Raw genomic sequence first — 17,045 nt, 5'->3', positions numbered from 1 at the left:
AATTGAGACTACCAGGCGATCTCGCCTGATAGTCTCACTAAACACGCTATATGAACGCGATGGTCACCTCTACCATTTTTTTGACCGACTGCCGGCTATTAGTTCGTCACGTTGACGATATATCAGACACTCAGTTTACCGGACCGGATGGTAACGGTATCTCTGCCCACGCTCAGGCCGGTAATCAATGCAATGCTACTTTTGTTGATTTACCATTTCGGGTTCTGTCCCAATGCCGGGTTTTTGGATAATACATTGATCGGAAGTGGCATTAGATAGTGCTTATCTTCGTCAAATACGCGGTTCACAAAATCCGAACCGGCATAGACATCAATATACTTCTTTCCGGCGACTTCAACGGTCTTAACGCTGCTCGATACTTTAGCATAGCGCGGATTGCTGCGGTCACTGTCCTCAAATCGCATACCTAATACTTTTTTGGCCAGATAGGATCCTTTTTTCCAACGCATCAGATCTTGATAGCGTGTCTGCTCATAGCAGAGCTCAATCCTGCGCTCGCGACGGATCTCTACCAGATTAGCGGAGATGCCCTCACCCGCATATTTCGGATCCATCGCCGGGTTTAACTGTAATCTGGGAACACCGGCCCGATCCCGCAGCAGGTTGATCGAACGGTCCAGGTCGGACTGCAATAATGCCCCCAGCTCGGCCTTGGCTTCAGCATAGTTCAATAGGATTTCGGCGTAGCGAAAAATAGGTGCATCGGTATCGGAATTGGTCGCCAGCTGCCGTTGGTCATAATCAAAATACTTGATCAGATGATACCCTGTGGCACTGATATCTCCGCCCATGCCTTGTAATCTCGGATAGCCCGCATTCGACCGGAATATCGCTTGCTCTTCCCTTGGGTCTAGGACGATCTGGGCAAGCCGTGCATCACGGTTGTTAAATACATTTTCGATGCTGGAGTCGTCGTACGAGCTACTGAGGCCGATGGGTTTGGCTGTTCCGTCGGATTCAATGCAGAGAAAGTCATCGATAAAATCACGTGTAGGACCGGCATTTTGTGTCTGCACATAACCGCTCATATTGTGGGTCAAGATACCTTTGACATAATTTCGTGCCATGATAATCTCAGGATTACTCGCCAGGTCGGTATTGATAAAGAGCGAGCGGTAATCTGATTTTGGCTTCCCGGTTGTATAGATTTTGTACACATTGCTGGCCATGAGTTTCTCCGATGCATCGAGTGACTCGCGTAGGTAACCTTCGGCATCGCCCAGTCCATGGTATTTCCGATAGGTTCCCTCGTAAAGTGCCAATCTGGATTTTAAAGCCAATGCGGTATACTTGGTGACACGGCCGGCACCATTTGTCCAGCTCGTCGGTAAGTATTCGATGGCGAGATTGATATCACGGAGCACAGAATCCATCACTTGCTTGCGCGGCATCCGCTTGTCGAATAGCTGCGGTGAATCTGTATTGAGGGGTGTGGATACATAAGGTACATCCCCATAGTTTTGTACTTTATCCAGATAGAACCAAGCCCTGAAGAATAGGGCTTCGCCGGCATATTGATTTTTAATGGACTCTGCAACGGGTACTTTCTGATAATTGGCCAGCATCACATTGCAGACACGCAAGAAGGACCACAGCCATCCGCCCTGACCGGCATCATTCGGCACGGGTTGCTGCCCTGCTGCCCGACGGATAAAAGCTTCGTGTTCGGACGCCCGCGAACCATGATTGTCCGTTTGGGCCTCCACTGGTACCACAGCGTGGGTGGCACTGCCAAAGGCAGTATTCGTAAAGCCCAGGAAAAACATATAGCTGCCGTTATCTCCTGCCATATTATAGATTCCATTTGCATAAGCTTTCAGGTCATCTTCGGAATTCCAATAAAGGCCATCATTTAAATCTGTCGTAGGCAAACGGTCTAAAAAGCCATTATTGCACGATTGGAAAGCGATCGCCAGAGAGAAAAGAATGGGAATAGAATATTTTTTCATTGCTGTGGATTTAATAGGTTAAAGTGATACCAAATGAATAGGTTCTGGAGAAAGGGTAGATCATTGCTCCATTGCCTGCTGCGGCTTCAGGATCATAGCTACCTTTGATCGGTGAAAAGAAAAATAGATTTTCACCACTCAAGAATACTTGTGCATTGGATAGTTTCAATTTACGTAAGATGTTAGGCTGAAAAGAATAGCCTAAGGTCACATTTTTCAGCCGCAGGTACGATGCATCCTGCAGGTATTTGGTCTGTTGCTGCTGGTTTTTTGTACTGCGTGCCACTGCCCGTGGGAAATAGGCATAGGTATTGCCTGGTGACCAGGTATCCTCCAGCCACCATTGCTGCGTCGCAAAATACTGTGTAGCGACGGGCCAGAACGCTTGTCCCGTAGGCCAAAAATCGCGCTTGCCTACACCTTGAACAAAAAGATCTAAGGAAAAATTTGCATAATTGATACCACCATTAAATCCATAGGTATAACGCGGTGTCGTATTTCCAATGATCGAACGGTCGCCCGGATTATCAACGGTATTGTCGCCCGGGGAAATCTCGTTCCGTCCATTTTTCTGCACATTATCGCGTTCCATATATTTGATATCACCTGCAGCCCAGTTGCTGCCCAGACGGGATTGGTCTGAATGATTGGCCACATCGTCGGCATCCACAAAAAATCCTTCGGTGGTGTAACCCCATACTTCGCCTATTTTTTGACCTACATAATAGTTTGTCAATGAACGGGTAGGATTGTCAAATTTGCTAATCTCTGCCTGGGAATCCCCGAGGTTGAAACCAACGGAATAGGAGAGTTTTTCATTTACTTTATCTTTCCAGTTAACGGCCAGTTCCCAGCCCTTGGTACGCAGTTCAGCCCTATTTTCTACCGGAGAGGTAGCCCCCAATAGCTCCGGATAGACGACACTGGTGAGCATGTCGGAAGTGGTACGCCGGTACCAGTCGAAGGAAGCATCCAATCTGTTCCTGAAAAATGCAAGATCGGCTCCGAGGTTGAATGTCGCTACTTTCTCCCAGGTCAGATTATTGGAAACCAGCGTCGGCGGATTGACAATCACCTGGGTCTGACTGCCAAAGATATAGTTGTTTGAAATGCCAGCTGACATAAAGGGTACAAATGGATAATATCGGGTGTTACCTGACCAACTGCTGGCGGTCAGGAGCTGATTTCCCAGCTCGCCATACGAACCCCGCACTTTGAAATTGTTGAGGACACTGCGCGACCAGTCCATAAAGTTCTCCTCAGAGATCCGCCATCCTGCTGATACCGAGGGCAGGAATACAAATCTGTTGTCCTTCGGAAAACGGGAGGTCCCGTCATATCGCCCGTTGACCTCAAGCAGGTACTTGTCGGCATAGATGTAATTTAACCTGAAAAAGCCACCGCGTAAAGCCCATTCATAGCCGGTCTCCTCCACACGATGTTCGCCGGAGCCCAGGGTCAAGGTGGGTTGCTCCTGGTTTAAGATCCCCAGGCGCGTCCCTTTGTTTGAGCTATATTTGGTCAATTCCTGGTTGTAACCGACCATTCCTTTGATATAATGTTTGCCCAATGTTTTCTCGTATTGGGTATAGGCGTTGAAGGAATAGTAATCCCTGCGGTTGTTTTGGACGCTATAGGAGTTATTCGTTGAATTTCCCTCCGTCAGCACAAAATTTGAGCGGACCATTTCCACTTTTTTGCGCTGGTCGGTGTTTTTATCCAGATTGAGATTGTAATTGAAATCGATATGTCCTGTCCAGCCCGGCATAAACTTGAGATCCGCATTGAAAGAAGTCCAGATATCTTCATTCATGGAACGGCTTCTTCCTCCCTTTTCCAGCAGTGGAATAGGATTTTGATCATCGAAATACATACCATTGAATTTGTCGTATTGTGGATAAGCCGGGTCACCATTCCACTGGTAAGGACGTACGGGGCTGGTAAAGACAAACTGGTGCCAGATTGAATTCCCGTAATTGAATGGCTCATCATTGTCCGTATGGTTGTAGAGCGCACGAAGTCCTAATTTCAACCAGTCGGTTGTCTGGTTTTCGACACTCAGACGCGTATTCAATCTTTTGAATTCATCACTTTTGATCTTGAGCAGTCCGGTTTGATTGTTGTAGCCTACAGAGCTGAAGAATTTTGTTTTTTCGGTTCCGCCCGCGAGGGAAATATTATGCCGTTGCGAAAAAGCAAAGTCTTTCATCAGCATCTTTTGCCAATCATTGTAGCCATAGAAACGGTAGCTACCGCCAACGACTTCATACAAAGGATTATTGACTGGATCCGCTGTCCATGCTTTCATACCAGCCACTGTACCTTCATCATACATGGGGGCCAGGCCGGCATTTGCCATCGCTTGGTTGATGTACTCGGCATGTTCATAATTTGTCTTAACGATCTCGGGGAAAACACTGGGCTGTGAAAATCCAAAATTATTATTGTAAGATACTGTCGTCTTATCGACGTTTGAAGCATTTTTTGTTGTAATCAAGATAACACCAAAAGCACCCCGTACCCCATATATTGCGGCCGATGAGGCATCTTTAAGTACCGTGATATTGGCAATGTCATTGGGATTGACCAGGTTCATATTCATCTCCACACCATCCACGAGCACGAGTGGACCGCCACCATTGATGGAGGTGGTTCCACGGACATTAATGCCCGGATTAGCGGCCGGATTGCCACTGGATGGTGTTATGGTCAAATTGGGGATAGCGCCCTGCAGGCCTTGCGCAACATTATTAATAGGCCTGTTCTTCAGCACATCGCCACTGACGTTACCCACAGCGCCGGTCAGATTCACACGCTTTTGTGTACCATAACCCACGACAACGGCTTCTTCCAGTGCACTGTCGTTTTCTTCCAGTGCTATCGTTAAATTGCTGGCAGTAGCACTGCTGAATTTTACGGTCTGCGGCTTAAAAGAAAGGTGGGAAATTGTCAGGCTACCTTCCGCAGTCGCAGATTTAAGTGAGAAGTTGCCCTTGCTATCCGAGGATGTTCTGATCGTAGTTCCATTTAAACTTATCGTTGCGTTTTCAATGGGGGTTCCATCTTTGGCGGCAGTCAATCTGCCTTTAATGGTATATTGTTGTTGTATCGGAGCGGTATTTTTTGGAGCACTGGGGAGGACGACAACATGTTTTTTGTGGATCTCAAACGCCACCGGCAGTTCGTCCGAAAGTTCTTTAAGCACAGTTTCCAGCTTTTGGTTGTTGGCATCGACGCTGACAGTCCTTAGCCCGTTAAAGAGACTTTCGTCATAAAAGAAATGGTAGCCGGTCTGTTTCTTGATTTCCTGAAAGATGGATTTCAGGTCACCTTTGTTGACATGCATGGTGACCTGCTGGGCTTCTGATTTACCGTATACGCCATAGGTAAATAGTAATCCTAGAAACAAAGTGGCTTTGACTTTTTTTGAAATAAGGGGTGTAAAGCTGGGTTCGGTCATTCGACTCCCGAACACGTAATCTTTACATTTGATAAAGTAATTCATATATTCAGCAATAGGGTTGGTTTTTTTTGGTTTTAATTCAGGTACTTAGGTGCCGTTGGTTAGTGTAGCCTGACGCGGTACCGCTAAGTTTGGTTAAGTAAATCTCTATAGCATAGATAGGTCCTCCTTTAATAGTTGCTTGTTTTGTTAATGCTTATTTTTTACGGTGACGGTCTTTCGGTCAATAACGAATTCCACTCCGGCACCACGTTTTATCAGCTCTAGGGCCTCGGCCAGACTGACATCCCGGCTGATGCTTCCCCCAAAGGTTTTCTTGCTGATCGGGCCCTGGTAAATGACATCAATAGCATACCATCTTGCCAGTTGATCCATAATGTTCTGAATCTTGTCGTGCTCGAAATAAAAGTAGCCCTGCTGCCATGCGATTTCCTTTTCAACATTTGCTTGACTGACACGCATATCGCTGCCATTGAATTCAACTTTTTGCCCCGGAATGACCTGTTTTGTTGTTTTATTGGTATTGGTCAGCTGGATGCTGCCATTGATCAGGGTGACATTGGAGGAAGCATTGCTGTATGCCCGTAGGTTGAAAGCTGTGCCCAGGACTTTTATATCCCCATGGGCGGTACTGACAATAAACGGTCTGTTTTTTTCATGGGCAACTTCAAAATAGGCCTCACCGCGCAGTTCAACCTTTCGGATTGATTTGCCGAAGGCCAATGGATAGCTCAGCTCCGAAGCTGAATTGACCCAGACCCTGGTGCCATCGGGTAGTACCATCCGGTAGAATCCTGCCGCGGGCACAGTTAGGGTATTTTTTAAGTTCGCCAGTTCTGCCTGGGAGCTGTTTGTCTTATACTGCAATTGTCCATTGCTAATCTGGAGCTGTTCGCCATGCTGTTCGTTCAGTGTCGCCTGTTGCTGGCTTAGTTCCACGGTTTTACCATTAGAAAGTGTGAGTGTGGCTTTCTGTCCACCCGGCAAAACGTCATTTTTATAATTATACACTTGGTCGGCGACAATCTGCTTATCCCGATGTACCGTATTCAGGAACAGTGCGGCGCCGATAATGACGAGCAGGCTGGCGGCTAGGCCCACAAGGATTTTAAGGTTTCGGATGCGGGCATTGCCGGTAGCTTGGATTATGGGTTTGGCAGTTGGATAATTTAGGATGTTTGTTCTTGCCCGATCGAGGTCCAGGCTACTCCAAAACTGGGCATCGCTGGATTTGAGACCCTGGCTGGTATATTTCTCCCATTGATCGCGCAAGCTAGGATCATCTTTAAAAATCTTTTGAAGGGACTGTATATCGGTCTGACTCAGTGTCCCGCTAAAGTGCTTTACTAAGTAATCTACTAGTATAAATTGCTGATCCTTCATGTTCTTCAATCGGTTGTTTAATTAAAGGAGCCACAAGAGATGTAAAAGGATGGAAGGAAAAATTGGAAAAAGTGTAAAATGCTGTTAGTCAGGTAGTAAAAATAACAGTAACGCGAGCATCCGGCTATCCAGACGCGTGCGTAGAAGTTGTATCGCTCTTTTTTTCTGACTTTTGACGGTATTAATGGAGATGGTCAGGTTAGTGGCAATTTCATCGTTGGAGAGCTTTTCAAAAATGGCCATGTGCAGCACCTGCTTACAGCCCTGTGGCAATTCATTGATCGCTTCCATCAATTGGTTGATCACTTCAGCCTGCATCATGGCATCCATGATCGTCTGTTCTTCGATCATGTCCTTATCGAGCTGATCGAAGTACTTGCTTTTTACTTTTTCACTTCGGATCTGTTTGAGGCAGTTATTTCGGACGGCAATAAAAAGATAGCCCTTGCGTGCACTTTCATCTTCGGGCAAGGCATTCCGCCCTTCACAGAGACCGGCGAAAAAGCTCTGGACAATATCTTCAGCCAATGCTTCGTCATGCAGTATATTGTTGGCAAACAGACAGAGCTGTTTGTAATACCGTTGAAAAAGCGATTCTATATCATAAGGTAGAGATGTCTGCAAATTTTCCAAGTGATTTAATATGTATTAAGCAATTGACATAACAGGAGCTCTTGGAGCATGGCATAAATATAGGAAAATATGCTAACTTTTGAATCGGGGATAAGGTGAACTACATCGGAGAGGCAAACCCCCGAAGATTTTCGGTCTATTGAGGGATCAGATAACGAATTGTTATTCTTTTCCTGCGGATATAAATTCTGACGTGGATTAATTTTCCGAATGTTTAGATTTGGGAATATACTAAAATGATGGCTAAGATCAGATAGGAGGTTTACCTCGATGAAATGGAAGACAACGATAATGAACCGGATGGATCTGATTTTGGGATTATAAAATAATTAAAAATGCGATTAGATATCATTAAAGAAGTAAAATTAAAATGTATAGGCAAGAAGTCAAAGAATTAACTGAATTACTAAGAAATGAATGGGATGATATACGTACTGTTGCTGAGCAGTTAAATTAGGATAATCCTCAAACATTATGGGGAAAGACTCCTTAAAAATTCTTCCAGATCAACATCCCTATCCAGCCCGAAAATCAAGGGTATTCCGCTGAAAATTACGGAACAGGCGGGTTATCTGATTAATCTAAAATCAGAAGATGGCAGAATGGAAGAATACTTTGTCGACAAAAAATAAGAACAACAGCGGGTGACATTTGGATACTGACCCACTGGAGTCGAATAGGTACGCCCCTGCTTTCTGCAATGGTTTTGTCGCTGTGCCAGGTAGGGCAATAGATTGACTTTCAAATAAAGCCATGAGACCTACTTTTGGCCTCAGGGCTTTATCTGGCAGGTTCTAAGAATTGTTGGTTATTAATCATCAAGACCGATGAAGCTGCCATCAGCATTAAATTTTATATCCAGATCATTAGACAGATCTATCTGGTAACCATAAGGTTCTTTGTCAATACCTTCGATAAATAAAGGTGCTGGATATTGCTTAACGACATAACTCAATATAGGTGACGGAATTAAGGCGTAGGGTAGTTTTTGACGATTCCCTTCAATGTCGGTCCAATTGCCATCTTTGTCTAAATCGATCTCTATACCATTGTTCAATCTGACTTCATAGAGGCCGCCGTCTGTATCTGAATTGTTTTTTCGTGTAACACTGACTACCGTGTTTGCTTCAAAATGAGTTTCAATCATCGTTTTGCCCAGCTGGGGGAGTTCTGCATAAGTGATGCCGCTTTCGATCGGATCATCTTTGTCACAAGCCATAAATGTCAATGCACTGCCTGTTATCATTGCAGCTGCAAACCAAGTTAATTTCTTCATACGCGCTATTTTTTTAATTCTATTACTCATCTTATCGGGGGCTGTTTTTAAAGCCACCTTTAGCGGGGAAATAGAAAATACCATAAGATAAAGTTCTATATAGATTCTGGAAACATTTGGGAAAGAAACTTGGAAGCTTAATATCCAGCAGATAAATCTACAAATCGATCTGATTGAATTTATTAGTAACGTTTTTATACCCTATCGGGATTATTTATCAGATCTTATCTGTCCTCAGTAAACTATTTTCGCTGTATACTGTCTTCTATTAAAAAATAGTATGGAAAAATCTTGCCTTCAAAAGATTGCACGCTATAGCTTAGGTGCTTTTTTAACGGTAGCGGGAATCGGACATCTGACCTTTGCCCGAAAGGAATTTCAGGCACAGGTACCTGATTGGGTGCCGATCCCTAAAGATGATACTGTCCTGTATTCGGGATTTGCTGAAATTGCACTGGGCACTGCGCTGCTATTGGCTAGGGGCAAACAGCGTGCTACTGTCGGAAAAATTGCAGCGCTGTTTTTTGTTGCGGTGTTCCCGGGCAATATCGCCCAATATAAAGAACATCGGGATGGTTTCGGACTGGACAGCGATGGGAAAAGGCTTGCCCGTTTATTTTTTCAACCGATACTGGTACTATGGGCATTAAAGAGTACGAGTAAACGAATATAGCTTATTAAGTCAGGTATGGACAATTTAGAAGTATGGATGCGGGGACCAATCAAGGGGATTCCAGCTCTTTTGCAGCCGGTAGCACATGCGCTGCTGCAAGTGGTAGAGGATAGCACAAAATATACAGCCCAGCTGTCGCCGGAGCAGCTCTGGGCAAGTCCCTGTGGTAATGCTAGTATTGGATTTCATCTGTTGCATATCCGAGGAGTGATTGATCGCATGTTTACCTATGCAGCAGGTAAATCCTTGTCTGCCGAGCAGTTTGATTATCTCCAGAAAGAAGGTGTCGTGGATATAACGCTCAGCGTCGCTACACTAGTCGGAAACCTACAGCTGCAGATCGGACAGGCTTTAGAAGTCTTATCGATGACTGATCCCGCAACGTTGACTGATGAACGTTTCCTGGGGAGAAAGCAGATTCCAACGACCCTGATCGGTCTCTTATTTCATGCGGCTGAGCATGCACAGCGTCATGTCGGCCAGCTACTGGTCACTTCCCGTTGTCTGAAATAAAGGTTGGTTACGAATGATTCCACTTTGGCTTTCTGGTCCTGTTAAGATCTCAGCTAGAAATTGATCCCAGATCAGTGCTGCCCGAGTATCTCCTCCCTGACGCTTGCTTTGCATTTATCGGTGGGTTTGTATCCCTGTGTTTTATTATTCTCTTTGCTGTCGCCACAATCGACGGAATTGTTTTCTACTATGCTTATAAAAAGGAAAATAGCGATTAAGCAGCCATTTTTTATTCATGATACACTTTACAGAGGTCGCCTGTCCGATCGGACAGGCGACCTCTGTTATTTTTTCTTAGAGCAGGATCCTAGCATGGTTGGCTTATGCATGTTATGCAATCAGTCGGATCCCGCGGCGCTATTTAACTCCGTATCTCCCGCCGCATAAAGATGTAATAGGACCAGGCAAAACAGATCATCATGGCGGCGGTGAGCCCACTGATCTGTGGCCAGACCATCAGAAAACTTTCACGAAAGGAGAGGGGGGACGGAATAGCGCCCACCATCTGTTCCATGGTGATCGGGCCGAGGCTGCGTACCGAAGGCATCAGTAGTGTGGTGGTGGCGTCGGTGTAGAGCTGGCTCGGTGATAATCGAAGTAGATTTAAGATCAGCTCATTGTAGCCAATGTACTCTTGCTCCGAGATGTAATTGGGATTGGGTAGGAAGGGGCGGATGGCCAGATTTACCAGAATAGGGAAGAACACGGTAAAAAATAACCAGATACCGATTGCGGTAAGTGCTGAGGTAGCTGGCTGACGAAAGCGGATCGACAGTAGGATGGAAAGGCTCAGCCAGAAAGCCACATACAGCACACTGATCAAGGTGAATCCGAGAATGCGTAGCAGTTCCTGCGGTTCTATCCGTACACCGGTGCCCATCAGTCCGCCACCGATCATCAGCATCACCAATGCAACAAACAATGTTCCCACAACGATCAATGGCGCCAGAAATTTGGCGAACAGTAGATTGTCGCGGTAGATTGGCTGCGCCAGCAACCGCGTAAGTGTGCCGTTGTTGTACTCCGCATTGACCGCGTCAAAGCCCAGCGCAATGCCCAATAATGGGGCCAGAAAGTTTAAAAAAACATGAAACGGCGGAATGGAATTATCCGTCGTGGTCAACAGCTTGAGGTACAAAAATGACTGGTCGGGATCACGCATATTGCTGACAGCATCTTTCAGCCCCATGGATGAAACATAAAGGGCAGCACCGAAGGTCAGCACGATAAGCAGGATCAGTATAATAAACCGCCAGCTGCGGATATGTGCGGCGATCTCTTTGCGTACCAGTACCTGCATGGGCGTGGAGCGCTTGCTATTGAAATCTTTTGAAGAAACCCCTGGATTTTTCATAGGCAGTATGTGTTGTTATGCTATTCTCAAAATATGTATTGTAAATATCGTCGAGCTGGTAACCATTACGGCTTACGGCGACAATGTCAGCGCCATTGTTGACCAAAATACGGACAGCGGCGGCGGTGGCATCACTGTCGGTTTTCAATTCGACCGAAAGCTCGTTTATGCTCACCTTGCGGAGTCCCGGCAGCACCTTTAAGGCTTCTTTAAACCGCTGGGTATCCGGCGCCCTTTCGAGCGTAATGACGGTGCTGACACCTTCCTGTTGTTGAAGGTTCTGCGCCAGGCTTTCGATTGAGCCTTGGGTCAGCAGCTTGCCGCCCACAAAAATGCCGACGCGGTCACAGACGCGCTGTACCTGATGGAGATGATGGGAGGAAAGCAGTACGGTCAGCTTATGCTCCCTGCTGAGCTGCTTGATCAGCTCCAAAAATTCGTCAACACCTTTGGGATCTATGCCCAGTGTGGGCTCGTCAAGGATAGCAACTTCAGGTGCTTTGATCAGCACTTCGGCCAGCCCTAGACGCTGTTTCATCCCACGGGAAAAAGAACCCGTTTTTTTATGCATTTCCTGTTCGAGCCCCACAACATGCAACATGTCTTTGGCTGAAGTCTGTGCTAGGGATTTAGTCAGCCCATTGAGTTCGGCTATGAAGCATAGGTTTTCCAGTGCCGTCATATCCGGGTAGAAGCCCACATTATCGGGCAGGTAACCGACTTTGCGTTTCACGGCTATGGGGTTACGGGTGGCATTATGGCCACAGACATAGGCTGTGCCGGCACTTGGTTCGGTCAGGCCGAGCATCATCAGGATGCTGGTGGTCTTTCCGGCACCATTGGGCCCCAGCAGGCCAAAAATTTCGCCGGGATAAATATGCAGGTCCAACTTGTCTACGGCGGTAAATTTGCCATAGGTTTTGGTCAGGCCTGTCAATTGAATGATAGGATCCTTCATTGTAATTATCTTTTTTGTCCTACCTTTATCTACGGCCGTATTTGCGGATGAGATAATACACCAGTCCAATAGCCAGTACGATGACCAATAGGCCGACCCAGCCTGAAAGCAAAGAGGTCTTGACGATCATGCGGAATGAGATGTCGGCATTGCTATTGGCGGATTTGATCTCAAATTTGCTTGCATAGTCTCCGGCAATGGTTTTGTCGGGAACTTTTAGATTGACTTTGACGTCGATGGATTTTCCTGCTTCGAGCTGTTTGATATTCGCAGGATCAAAGGTTGCCTCCCATCGGCTGGGCAACTGGGAACTTAGTTCCAACGCATTGAGGGGGAGTGTACCGGTATTTTTGACTTTGAGCAGGATTTCTTTGCTGCTTCCAGAGACGACTTCGTCGCTGAGTCTGCCGCTGGGTGTGGTCAGCTCAAGTGCATAGGAGCCTTTGACCACGGCCTCCAGATCCAATGCCAGCGTATCCTGCGCGGATATCGCCTTTACAGGAATTTTATATTTATCGGGTTTGGCGGAAATAGGGCAGCTGATTTCAATGCTGATTTCCTGTGATTTATTTGCTTGCATCATCAGCGAGGTCACCTGTGAGCCTTCCACGCGGTAGCTGATCTGCCAGCCGTCTGGCAGCTGTGCGTTAAAGTTGTAATTGACCGGTTGTGCAGACCCATTGCTGAGGGTAGCGGTATACCGAAAGGGCTCATTACTGGGCGACTCGATATTCATTAGCCGCGCTTCAAAATTGGATTTGAGCGGTTTCACGGTCTGTGCCGGAAGTGAGAGCGAGGTTGCCAGCACGAGAAGTGCAGTGAAAAATGGCCGGAAAGAAAAACGTCGGTTTGTGTTTGTAATTAGTAATTCTGTTAACATGATCCAATAACTAAAATTTATATTTAAATAGAATATTAGCTTTTAAAAAATGTCGGTTTTGGTATCGGTTACCTTTTCGAAAACCGCGTCCAAATTAAAAATCAATTTGATAAATGTCAAGGGTAAAATAAAAAACGATCGGCCTGTCAGGCATCATTCGAAGTTCACGGCCCTGAAAGTCTTCTTGATGATGATCTTGGTGTTTTCTGCCAGTTCATCCAGTGTACAGTGGATCGATCTCAGTTGTGTTCTGGAATTTTCGGTATCATTGAGGAGAAGATTGATACGCAGCCTTCGGAGGTCGGAGGCCTGATGATCGCCACGCAGTTCATCAAATAGTTCATGAACAATCTTTTCGCAGCTATTGCGGTCAAAACTGGCGATGGTCAAATAGCGTCCACGGCAGTACATCTGTAATTCGATATAGTAATTTGAGCGTTCCATATCTTGCTTAACTAAAAATAGGTTAGCCTCCCGGGGAGACTAACCAGGTTAAAGGTGCAATTTGGATCTTTAGGATATTTCGATAAGCCGAGGTTCTTTTTGTTTGGCTTCCTCTTTTTTTGGTATCGTCAATCGCAGCATACCATTTTCGTAGCGCGCCTGGATATTGTCCTGATCGACCACCTCCCTTTGAAGTTCAAAGCTACGCTGGAAGGACTGGTAGCTAAACTCGCGACGGGTATAATTGTCTGTTTGTTCTTCTTTTTTTTCCTCTTTGGCAGAGGATATGGTCAATAGGTTGCCGTCGAGCGATACCTTGAAGTCCTCTTTGGCCATGCCCGGCGCTGCAACTTCAACTTCAAATGTATCTCCATTTTCCTTGATATTGACCGCAGGCACTGTGGTGCTTGTGGATGAATAATTTCTGTTGTCCCAGTTTAAAAGTTCGCGGTTAAAATTATCAAACATGGGCGAAAAAAGTGAAAAATTGTTCCAGTTTCTTTTTGCAAGTTTCATAGTAACCTCCTTTTAATGAAGTATAACAATAAATTCAATCTGTCAGTCGGCCGACTGTATAAAATATCCCGCAAAAAAAATACCGAGCTTAAAAAACTGAATTTTTTGCACGTAGACTGTCAATTTTTACTGATAAATTGACAGTATTGCCAGATTACATTCAGGTGGTTCTTGACATTGATCACTAGGTCCCCTGGTTTGCTCGCGGCTCTTTTGCGAGTTGATGCAGTCGAATGCTATTTCCGGTTCGTTGGCCGTCGGTAGTTCTGCAAGGATGAACAGCTCCTTATTGAGCGTAATACCTGGCGTCTGCATATACCGACGAGGGTATATCAAAAAATGAGGTTGCCATATTAAATCCGATCTATCTACCCGCTGCTGGATTTGAGCGGATAAATGATACGCTTTATATAAATAAGCAGAATAAAGAACAGGTTATGTTGTCCACCCGACAGTATGCCTAAGCGTGTAGGTAATTAAAATAGAACGTTTATTTGGAAAACTTTCCTCCTTGTGCACTTGTTCAATTAGCACAGGGCAACGCTGCTATTGAATTTAAATCGAGTCGAGCCTGGAAAGCGTATAGATTTTTGAAGATTTTAAAAAAAGGTAATGCGATGAGAAGGGAACAAATAGAACAATGGATTGCAGAAGGATATAATGTCCTGGAACATAAGAGACCCAAAGTCGTTCCGGGCGATATCTGGGAATATTTGAATAACCACGATGGGCACGGAACAGACGTCTATGCTTTATCCGAACTGGCGAAATGTAGCGATCATGAATTGCAGCAGATCGAATTGCGCAAATATGCTCAGGAATACGGGCAATTGGGTGAGAAACAGTTTCTGCGCAATGAGGCCATCCGGTTGAAGTCATTTGATAAATACGAAGCCTTTTTACGCTTATTTTACCCGAATAGCGTCGAAAAAGAAGTGGAGGAGGCGAAATTTCTTGCCGGACGTGTACAGCAGGTAAACAAAGAGGAACTGGAGCAATGGGTGGTGGCCAACCATATTAATGTGCTGTTGTCCGATTTAAATTGTCTTGACGAGGATGCGATCCTGACCGGAATGGTGATTCCCTCCGAAGAAGTGGTTAGCTACACGGATGGAGGATTGCAGGATACCATGGATTGCCACCTGACACCCATGGAGTTTTTTAGTCACACGGAGGCTACGATGTTCTGGATCGATCCCAAAATAAAAACCTAGATCGTTGCATGGCTCCGCCCGTCAAGCTTGACTGATCGCTATTTTTTATAAAATAATGGATTAATATGTTAATTATAACTGTAATACGAATATTTGGCATAATATCTGTTGCAATAGCGAAGTGTATCGACTTAACGGTAACAAGGAAGCGATATCCCATGATGACCGTTAGAAAAACCACCAAATAATATATAAGAGAGCCTCCCGATGGAGGCTCTTTTTTGTCGCAATACATTTTTATTGCGACATAATTTAGTGGTAAATGTCATGGCTGGTCCGAATTGCGACATTTTTTTAATATTTTTGTCGTAATAACTGTCGCAAATAACGAAACTGTGTCATGGGAAAACAACGGGAAATCGAACAGCAGATCAATAGGATCTTACAAACTTTAGGCAAATTTAAGCATGGAGCTTCATTGAAGGAGATCAAGGAAGCATCCGGATTGCTTATTGAGACGAGATCATTGCAAAGGCGGCTGGAGAAATTGAAAGTGGAGGGCGCTGTATATCTTTCCGGCAACATGCGTTCCACGCTTTATCATCTTTCATCCCCAATGGAAGGAAACGTTGTTCTTGAAGAACCCGCATTTCCATTTGAAAAGTCAACGGAGATTTCACTGTCTTTTGAAGGGAAGGAAATTGAGAAACTTGTTGGTCGGCCGTTGGCCGAACGGGTGCCGGTCGGCTATAAGGCTGATTTTCTGCTGAACTACCGGCCCAATATTGATAGTTATCTAACTGAGGACGAAAAACGGAAGCTTGCTGCGATCGGTCAGACAAATACCCCCAATCAACCAGCAGGAACATATGCGAGATCGGTACTTGAACGGCTGCTGATCGATCTTTCGTGGAACTCAAGTCGGCTAGAAGGAAATACCTATAGTCTATTGGATACCCAGTATCTGATTTCTTTAGGTAAAAAGGCTGAGCAGAAGAATGATGCGGATGCACAGATGATTCTAAATCACAAGGAGGCCATTGAATTTCTTGTACAGGCGGGGGAGGAGATCGATTTCAATATTTACACGATTACCAATCTACACGCGCTATTAGCCGATAATCTGCTGCCGGATCCCGCTGCTGCCGGTCGGCTGCGTACATTTGGAGTTGGTATCACAAGATCAGTTTTTACGCCATTGGCTATACCTCAGCTCCTTGATGATTTGTTCAGAACGCTACTAAGTAAAGCCCTGGCCATTGATGATCCATTCGAGCAAGCCTTCTTTATCATGGTACATCTGCCGTATCTGCAGCCTTTTGATGACGTCAATAAACGCGTCTCCCGTCTGGCAGCAAACATCCCTTTCAACAAACATAATCTGTCGCCATTGGTCTTTGTGGATGTACCCGAAGAATTGTATGTTAAGGGATTGCTCGGAGTTTACGAACTCAATCGTATTGACCTGTTAAGAGATGTTTTTATTTGGTCCTATGAGCGTTCGGCTCTGCGTTATGCCGCCATCAAACAATCTCTTGGGAAGCCCGATCTGTGGCGGATGCGTTATCGCGATGATATCCGGGAGGTGATCCGAGAGGTCATTCTTGCTGCTATGGCACATCCACAGGCTGTTAGCGCTATTGCCCGGTATGCTGAGCGCATTGCCGAAAGCGACCGGGAGAAATTTGTAGCTGTAGTGGATATGGAATTGCTGTCGCTGCACGAAGGGAATTTTGCCCGTTTTCGTGTCAGACCATCCGAATTTGAAAAATGGCAGCAAGTGTGGAAGGGGGGATGATATTCCCTTTCTTGGTTTGGGTTATAATTT

At 45.5% G+C, this 17,045-nt stretch carries 15 protein-coding genes; 4 read left to right on the top strand and 11 right to left on the bottom strand.

Annotated elements, in window-relative coordinates; all coding sequences use genetic code 11:
- Window positions 1–209: 209 nt before the first annotated feature.
- The 5 genes from BWD42_RS21525 to BWD42_RS21505 form a co-directional block, all read right to left on the bottom strand.
- Window positions 210–1,970, bottom strand: a complete 1,761-nt coding sequence (locus tag BWD42_RS21525) for a RagB/SusD family nutrient uptake outer membrane protein (protein ID WP_077438468.1) — start codon at window positions 1,968–1,970, stop codon at window positions 210–212.
- Between the two features lie 10 nt (window positions 1,971–1,980).
- Window positions 1,981–5,475, bottom strand: coding sequence for a TonB-dependent receptor (locus tag BWD42_RS21520; protein WP_077438467.1), 3,495 nt, complete (start codon window positions 5,473–5,475; stop codon window positions 1,981–1,983).
- A gap of 147 nt (window positions 5,476–5,622) precedes the next feature.
- Complete coding sequence (locus tag BWD42_RS21515) at window positions 5,623–6,816, bottom strand: FecR family protein (protein ID WP_077438466.1); 1,194 nt, start codon at window positions 6,814–6,816, stop codon at window positions 5,623–5,625.
- Between the two features lie 84 nt (window positions 6,817–6,900).
- A complete protein-coding gene (locus BWD42_RS21510; RefSeq protein WP_175992120.1) occupies window positions 6,901–7,440 on the bottom strand; it encodes an RNA polymerase sigma-70 factor in 540 nt (179 codons plus the stop codon).
- A gap of 820 nt (window positions 7,441–8,260) precedes the next feature.
- Window positions 8,261–8,725 carry a PepSY-like domain-containing protein gene (locus BWD42_RS21505; protein WP_175992119.1) on the bottom strand — a complete coding sequence of 155 codons (465 nt, stop codon included), beginning with the start codon at window positions 8,723–8,725 and terminating at the stop codon, window positions 8,261–8,263.
- A gap of 280 nt (window positions 8,726–9,005) precedes the next feature.
- Between BWD42_RS21505 and BWD42_RS21500 the strand changes: the two genes are divergently transcribed.
- Together BWD42_RS21500 and BWD42_RS21495 are read left to right on the top strand one after the other, a co-directional pair.
- Window positions 9,006–9,398: a hypothetical protein gene (locus BWD42_RS21500; RefSeq protein ID WP_077438463.1), complete on the top strand. Its 393-nt coding sequence runs from the start codon at window positions 9,006–9,008 to the stop codon at window positions 9,396–9,398.
- 15 nt (window positions 9,399–9,413) lie between these two features.
- Window positions 9,414–9,911, top strand: a complete 498-nt coding sequence (locus BWD42_RS21495; protein WP_077438462.1) for a DinB family protein — start codon at window positions 9,414–9,416, stop codon at window positions 9,909–9,911.
- Here the strand turns inward: BWD42_RS21495 and BWD42_RS24820 are convergent.
- The 6 genes from BWD42_RS24820 to BWD42_RS21470 form a co-directional block, all read right to left on the bottom strand.
- Window positions 9,882–10,025, bottom strand: a complete 144-nt coding sequence (locus BWD42_RS24820; protein WP_175992118.1) for a hypothetical protein — start codon at window positions 10,023–10,025, stop codon at window positions 9,882–9,884. The genes BWD42_RS21495 and BWD42_RS24820 overlap by 30 nt on opposite strands.
- A gap of 247 nt (window positions 10,026–10,272) precedes the next feature.
- On the bottom strand, window positions 10,273–11,265 hold the full coding sequence (locus BWD42_RS21490; RefSeq protein WP_077438461.1) for an ABC transporter permease: 993 nt from the start codon (window positions 11,263–11,265) through the stop codon (window positions 10,273–10,275).
- Entirely contained in the window at window positions 11,228–12,223 is a 996-nt protein-coding gene (locus tag BWD42_RS21485; RefSeq protein WP_077438460.1) for an ABC transporter ATP-binding protein, read from the bottom strand. The genes BWD42_RS21490 and BWD42_RS21485 overlap by 38 nt, the downstream gene beginning before the upstream one ends.
- 25 nt (window positions 12,224–12,248) lie before the next feature.
- Window positions 12,249–13,103, bottom strand: a complete 855-nt coding sequence (locus tag BWD42_RS21480) for an NEW3 domain-containing protein (protein WP_077438459.1) — start codon at window positions 13,101–13,103, stop codon at window positions 12,249–12,251.
- A 153-nt stretch (window positions 13,104–13,256) separates the two neighbouring features.
- Window positions 13,257–13,547 (bottom strand): hypothetical protein, encoded by a 291-nt coding sequence (locus BWD42_RS21475; RefSeq protein WP_077438458.1) that lies wholly within the window; start codon window positions 13,545–13,547, stop codon window positions 13,257–13,259.
- A gap of 69 nt (window positions 13,548–13,616) precedes the next feature.
- Window positions 13,617–14,063 (bottom strand): Hsp20/alpha crystallin family protein, encoded by a 447-nt coding sequence (locus BWD42_RS21470; RefSeq protein ID WP_077438457.1) that lies wholly within the window; start codon window positions 14,061–14,063, stop codon window positions 13,617–13,619.
- A 617-nt stretch (window positions 14,064–14,680) separates the two neighbouring features.
- Between BWD42_RS21470 and BWD42_RS21460 the strand changes: the two genes are divergently transcribed.
- Complete coding sequence (locus BWD42_RS21460; RefSeq protein ID WP_139351239.1) at window positions 14,681–15,277, top strand: hypothetical protein; 597 nt, start codon at window positions 14,681–14,683, stop codon at window positions 15,275–15,277.
- A gap of 340 nt (window positions 15,278–15,617) precedes the next feature.
- Window positions 15,618–17,015, top strand: coding sequence for a Fic family protein (locus BWD42_RS21455; protein WP_077438454.1), 1,398 nt, complete (start codon window positions 15,618–15,620; stop codon window positions 17,013–17,015).
- Window positions 17,016–17,045: the final 30 nt, after the last annotated feature.

The sequence above is a fragment of the Sphingobacterium sp. CZ-UAM genome (assembly GCF_002000245.1).
Taxonomy (GTDB): Bacteria; Bacteroidota; Bacteroidia; order Sphingobacteriales; family Sphingobacteriaceae; genus Sphingobacterium.
The sequence above is the reverse complement of the archived record's forward strand: the minus strand, read 5'-3'. Positions and strand labels throughout refer to the sequence as shown.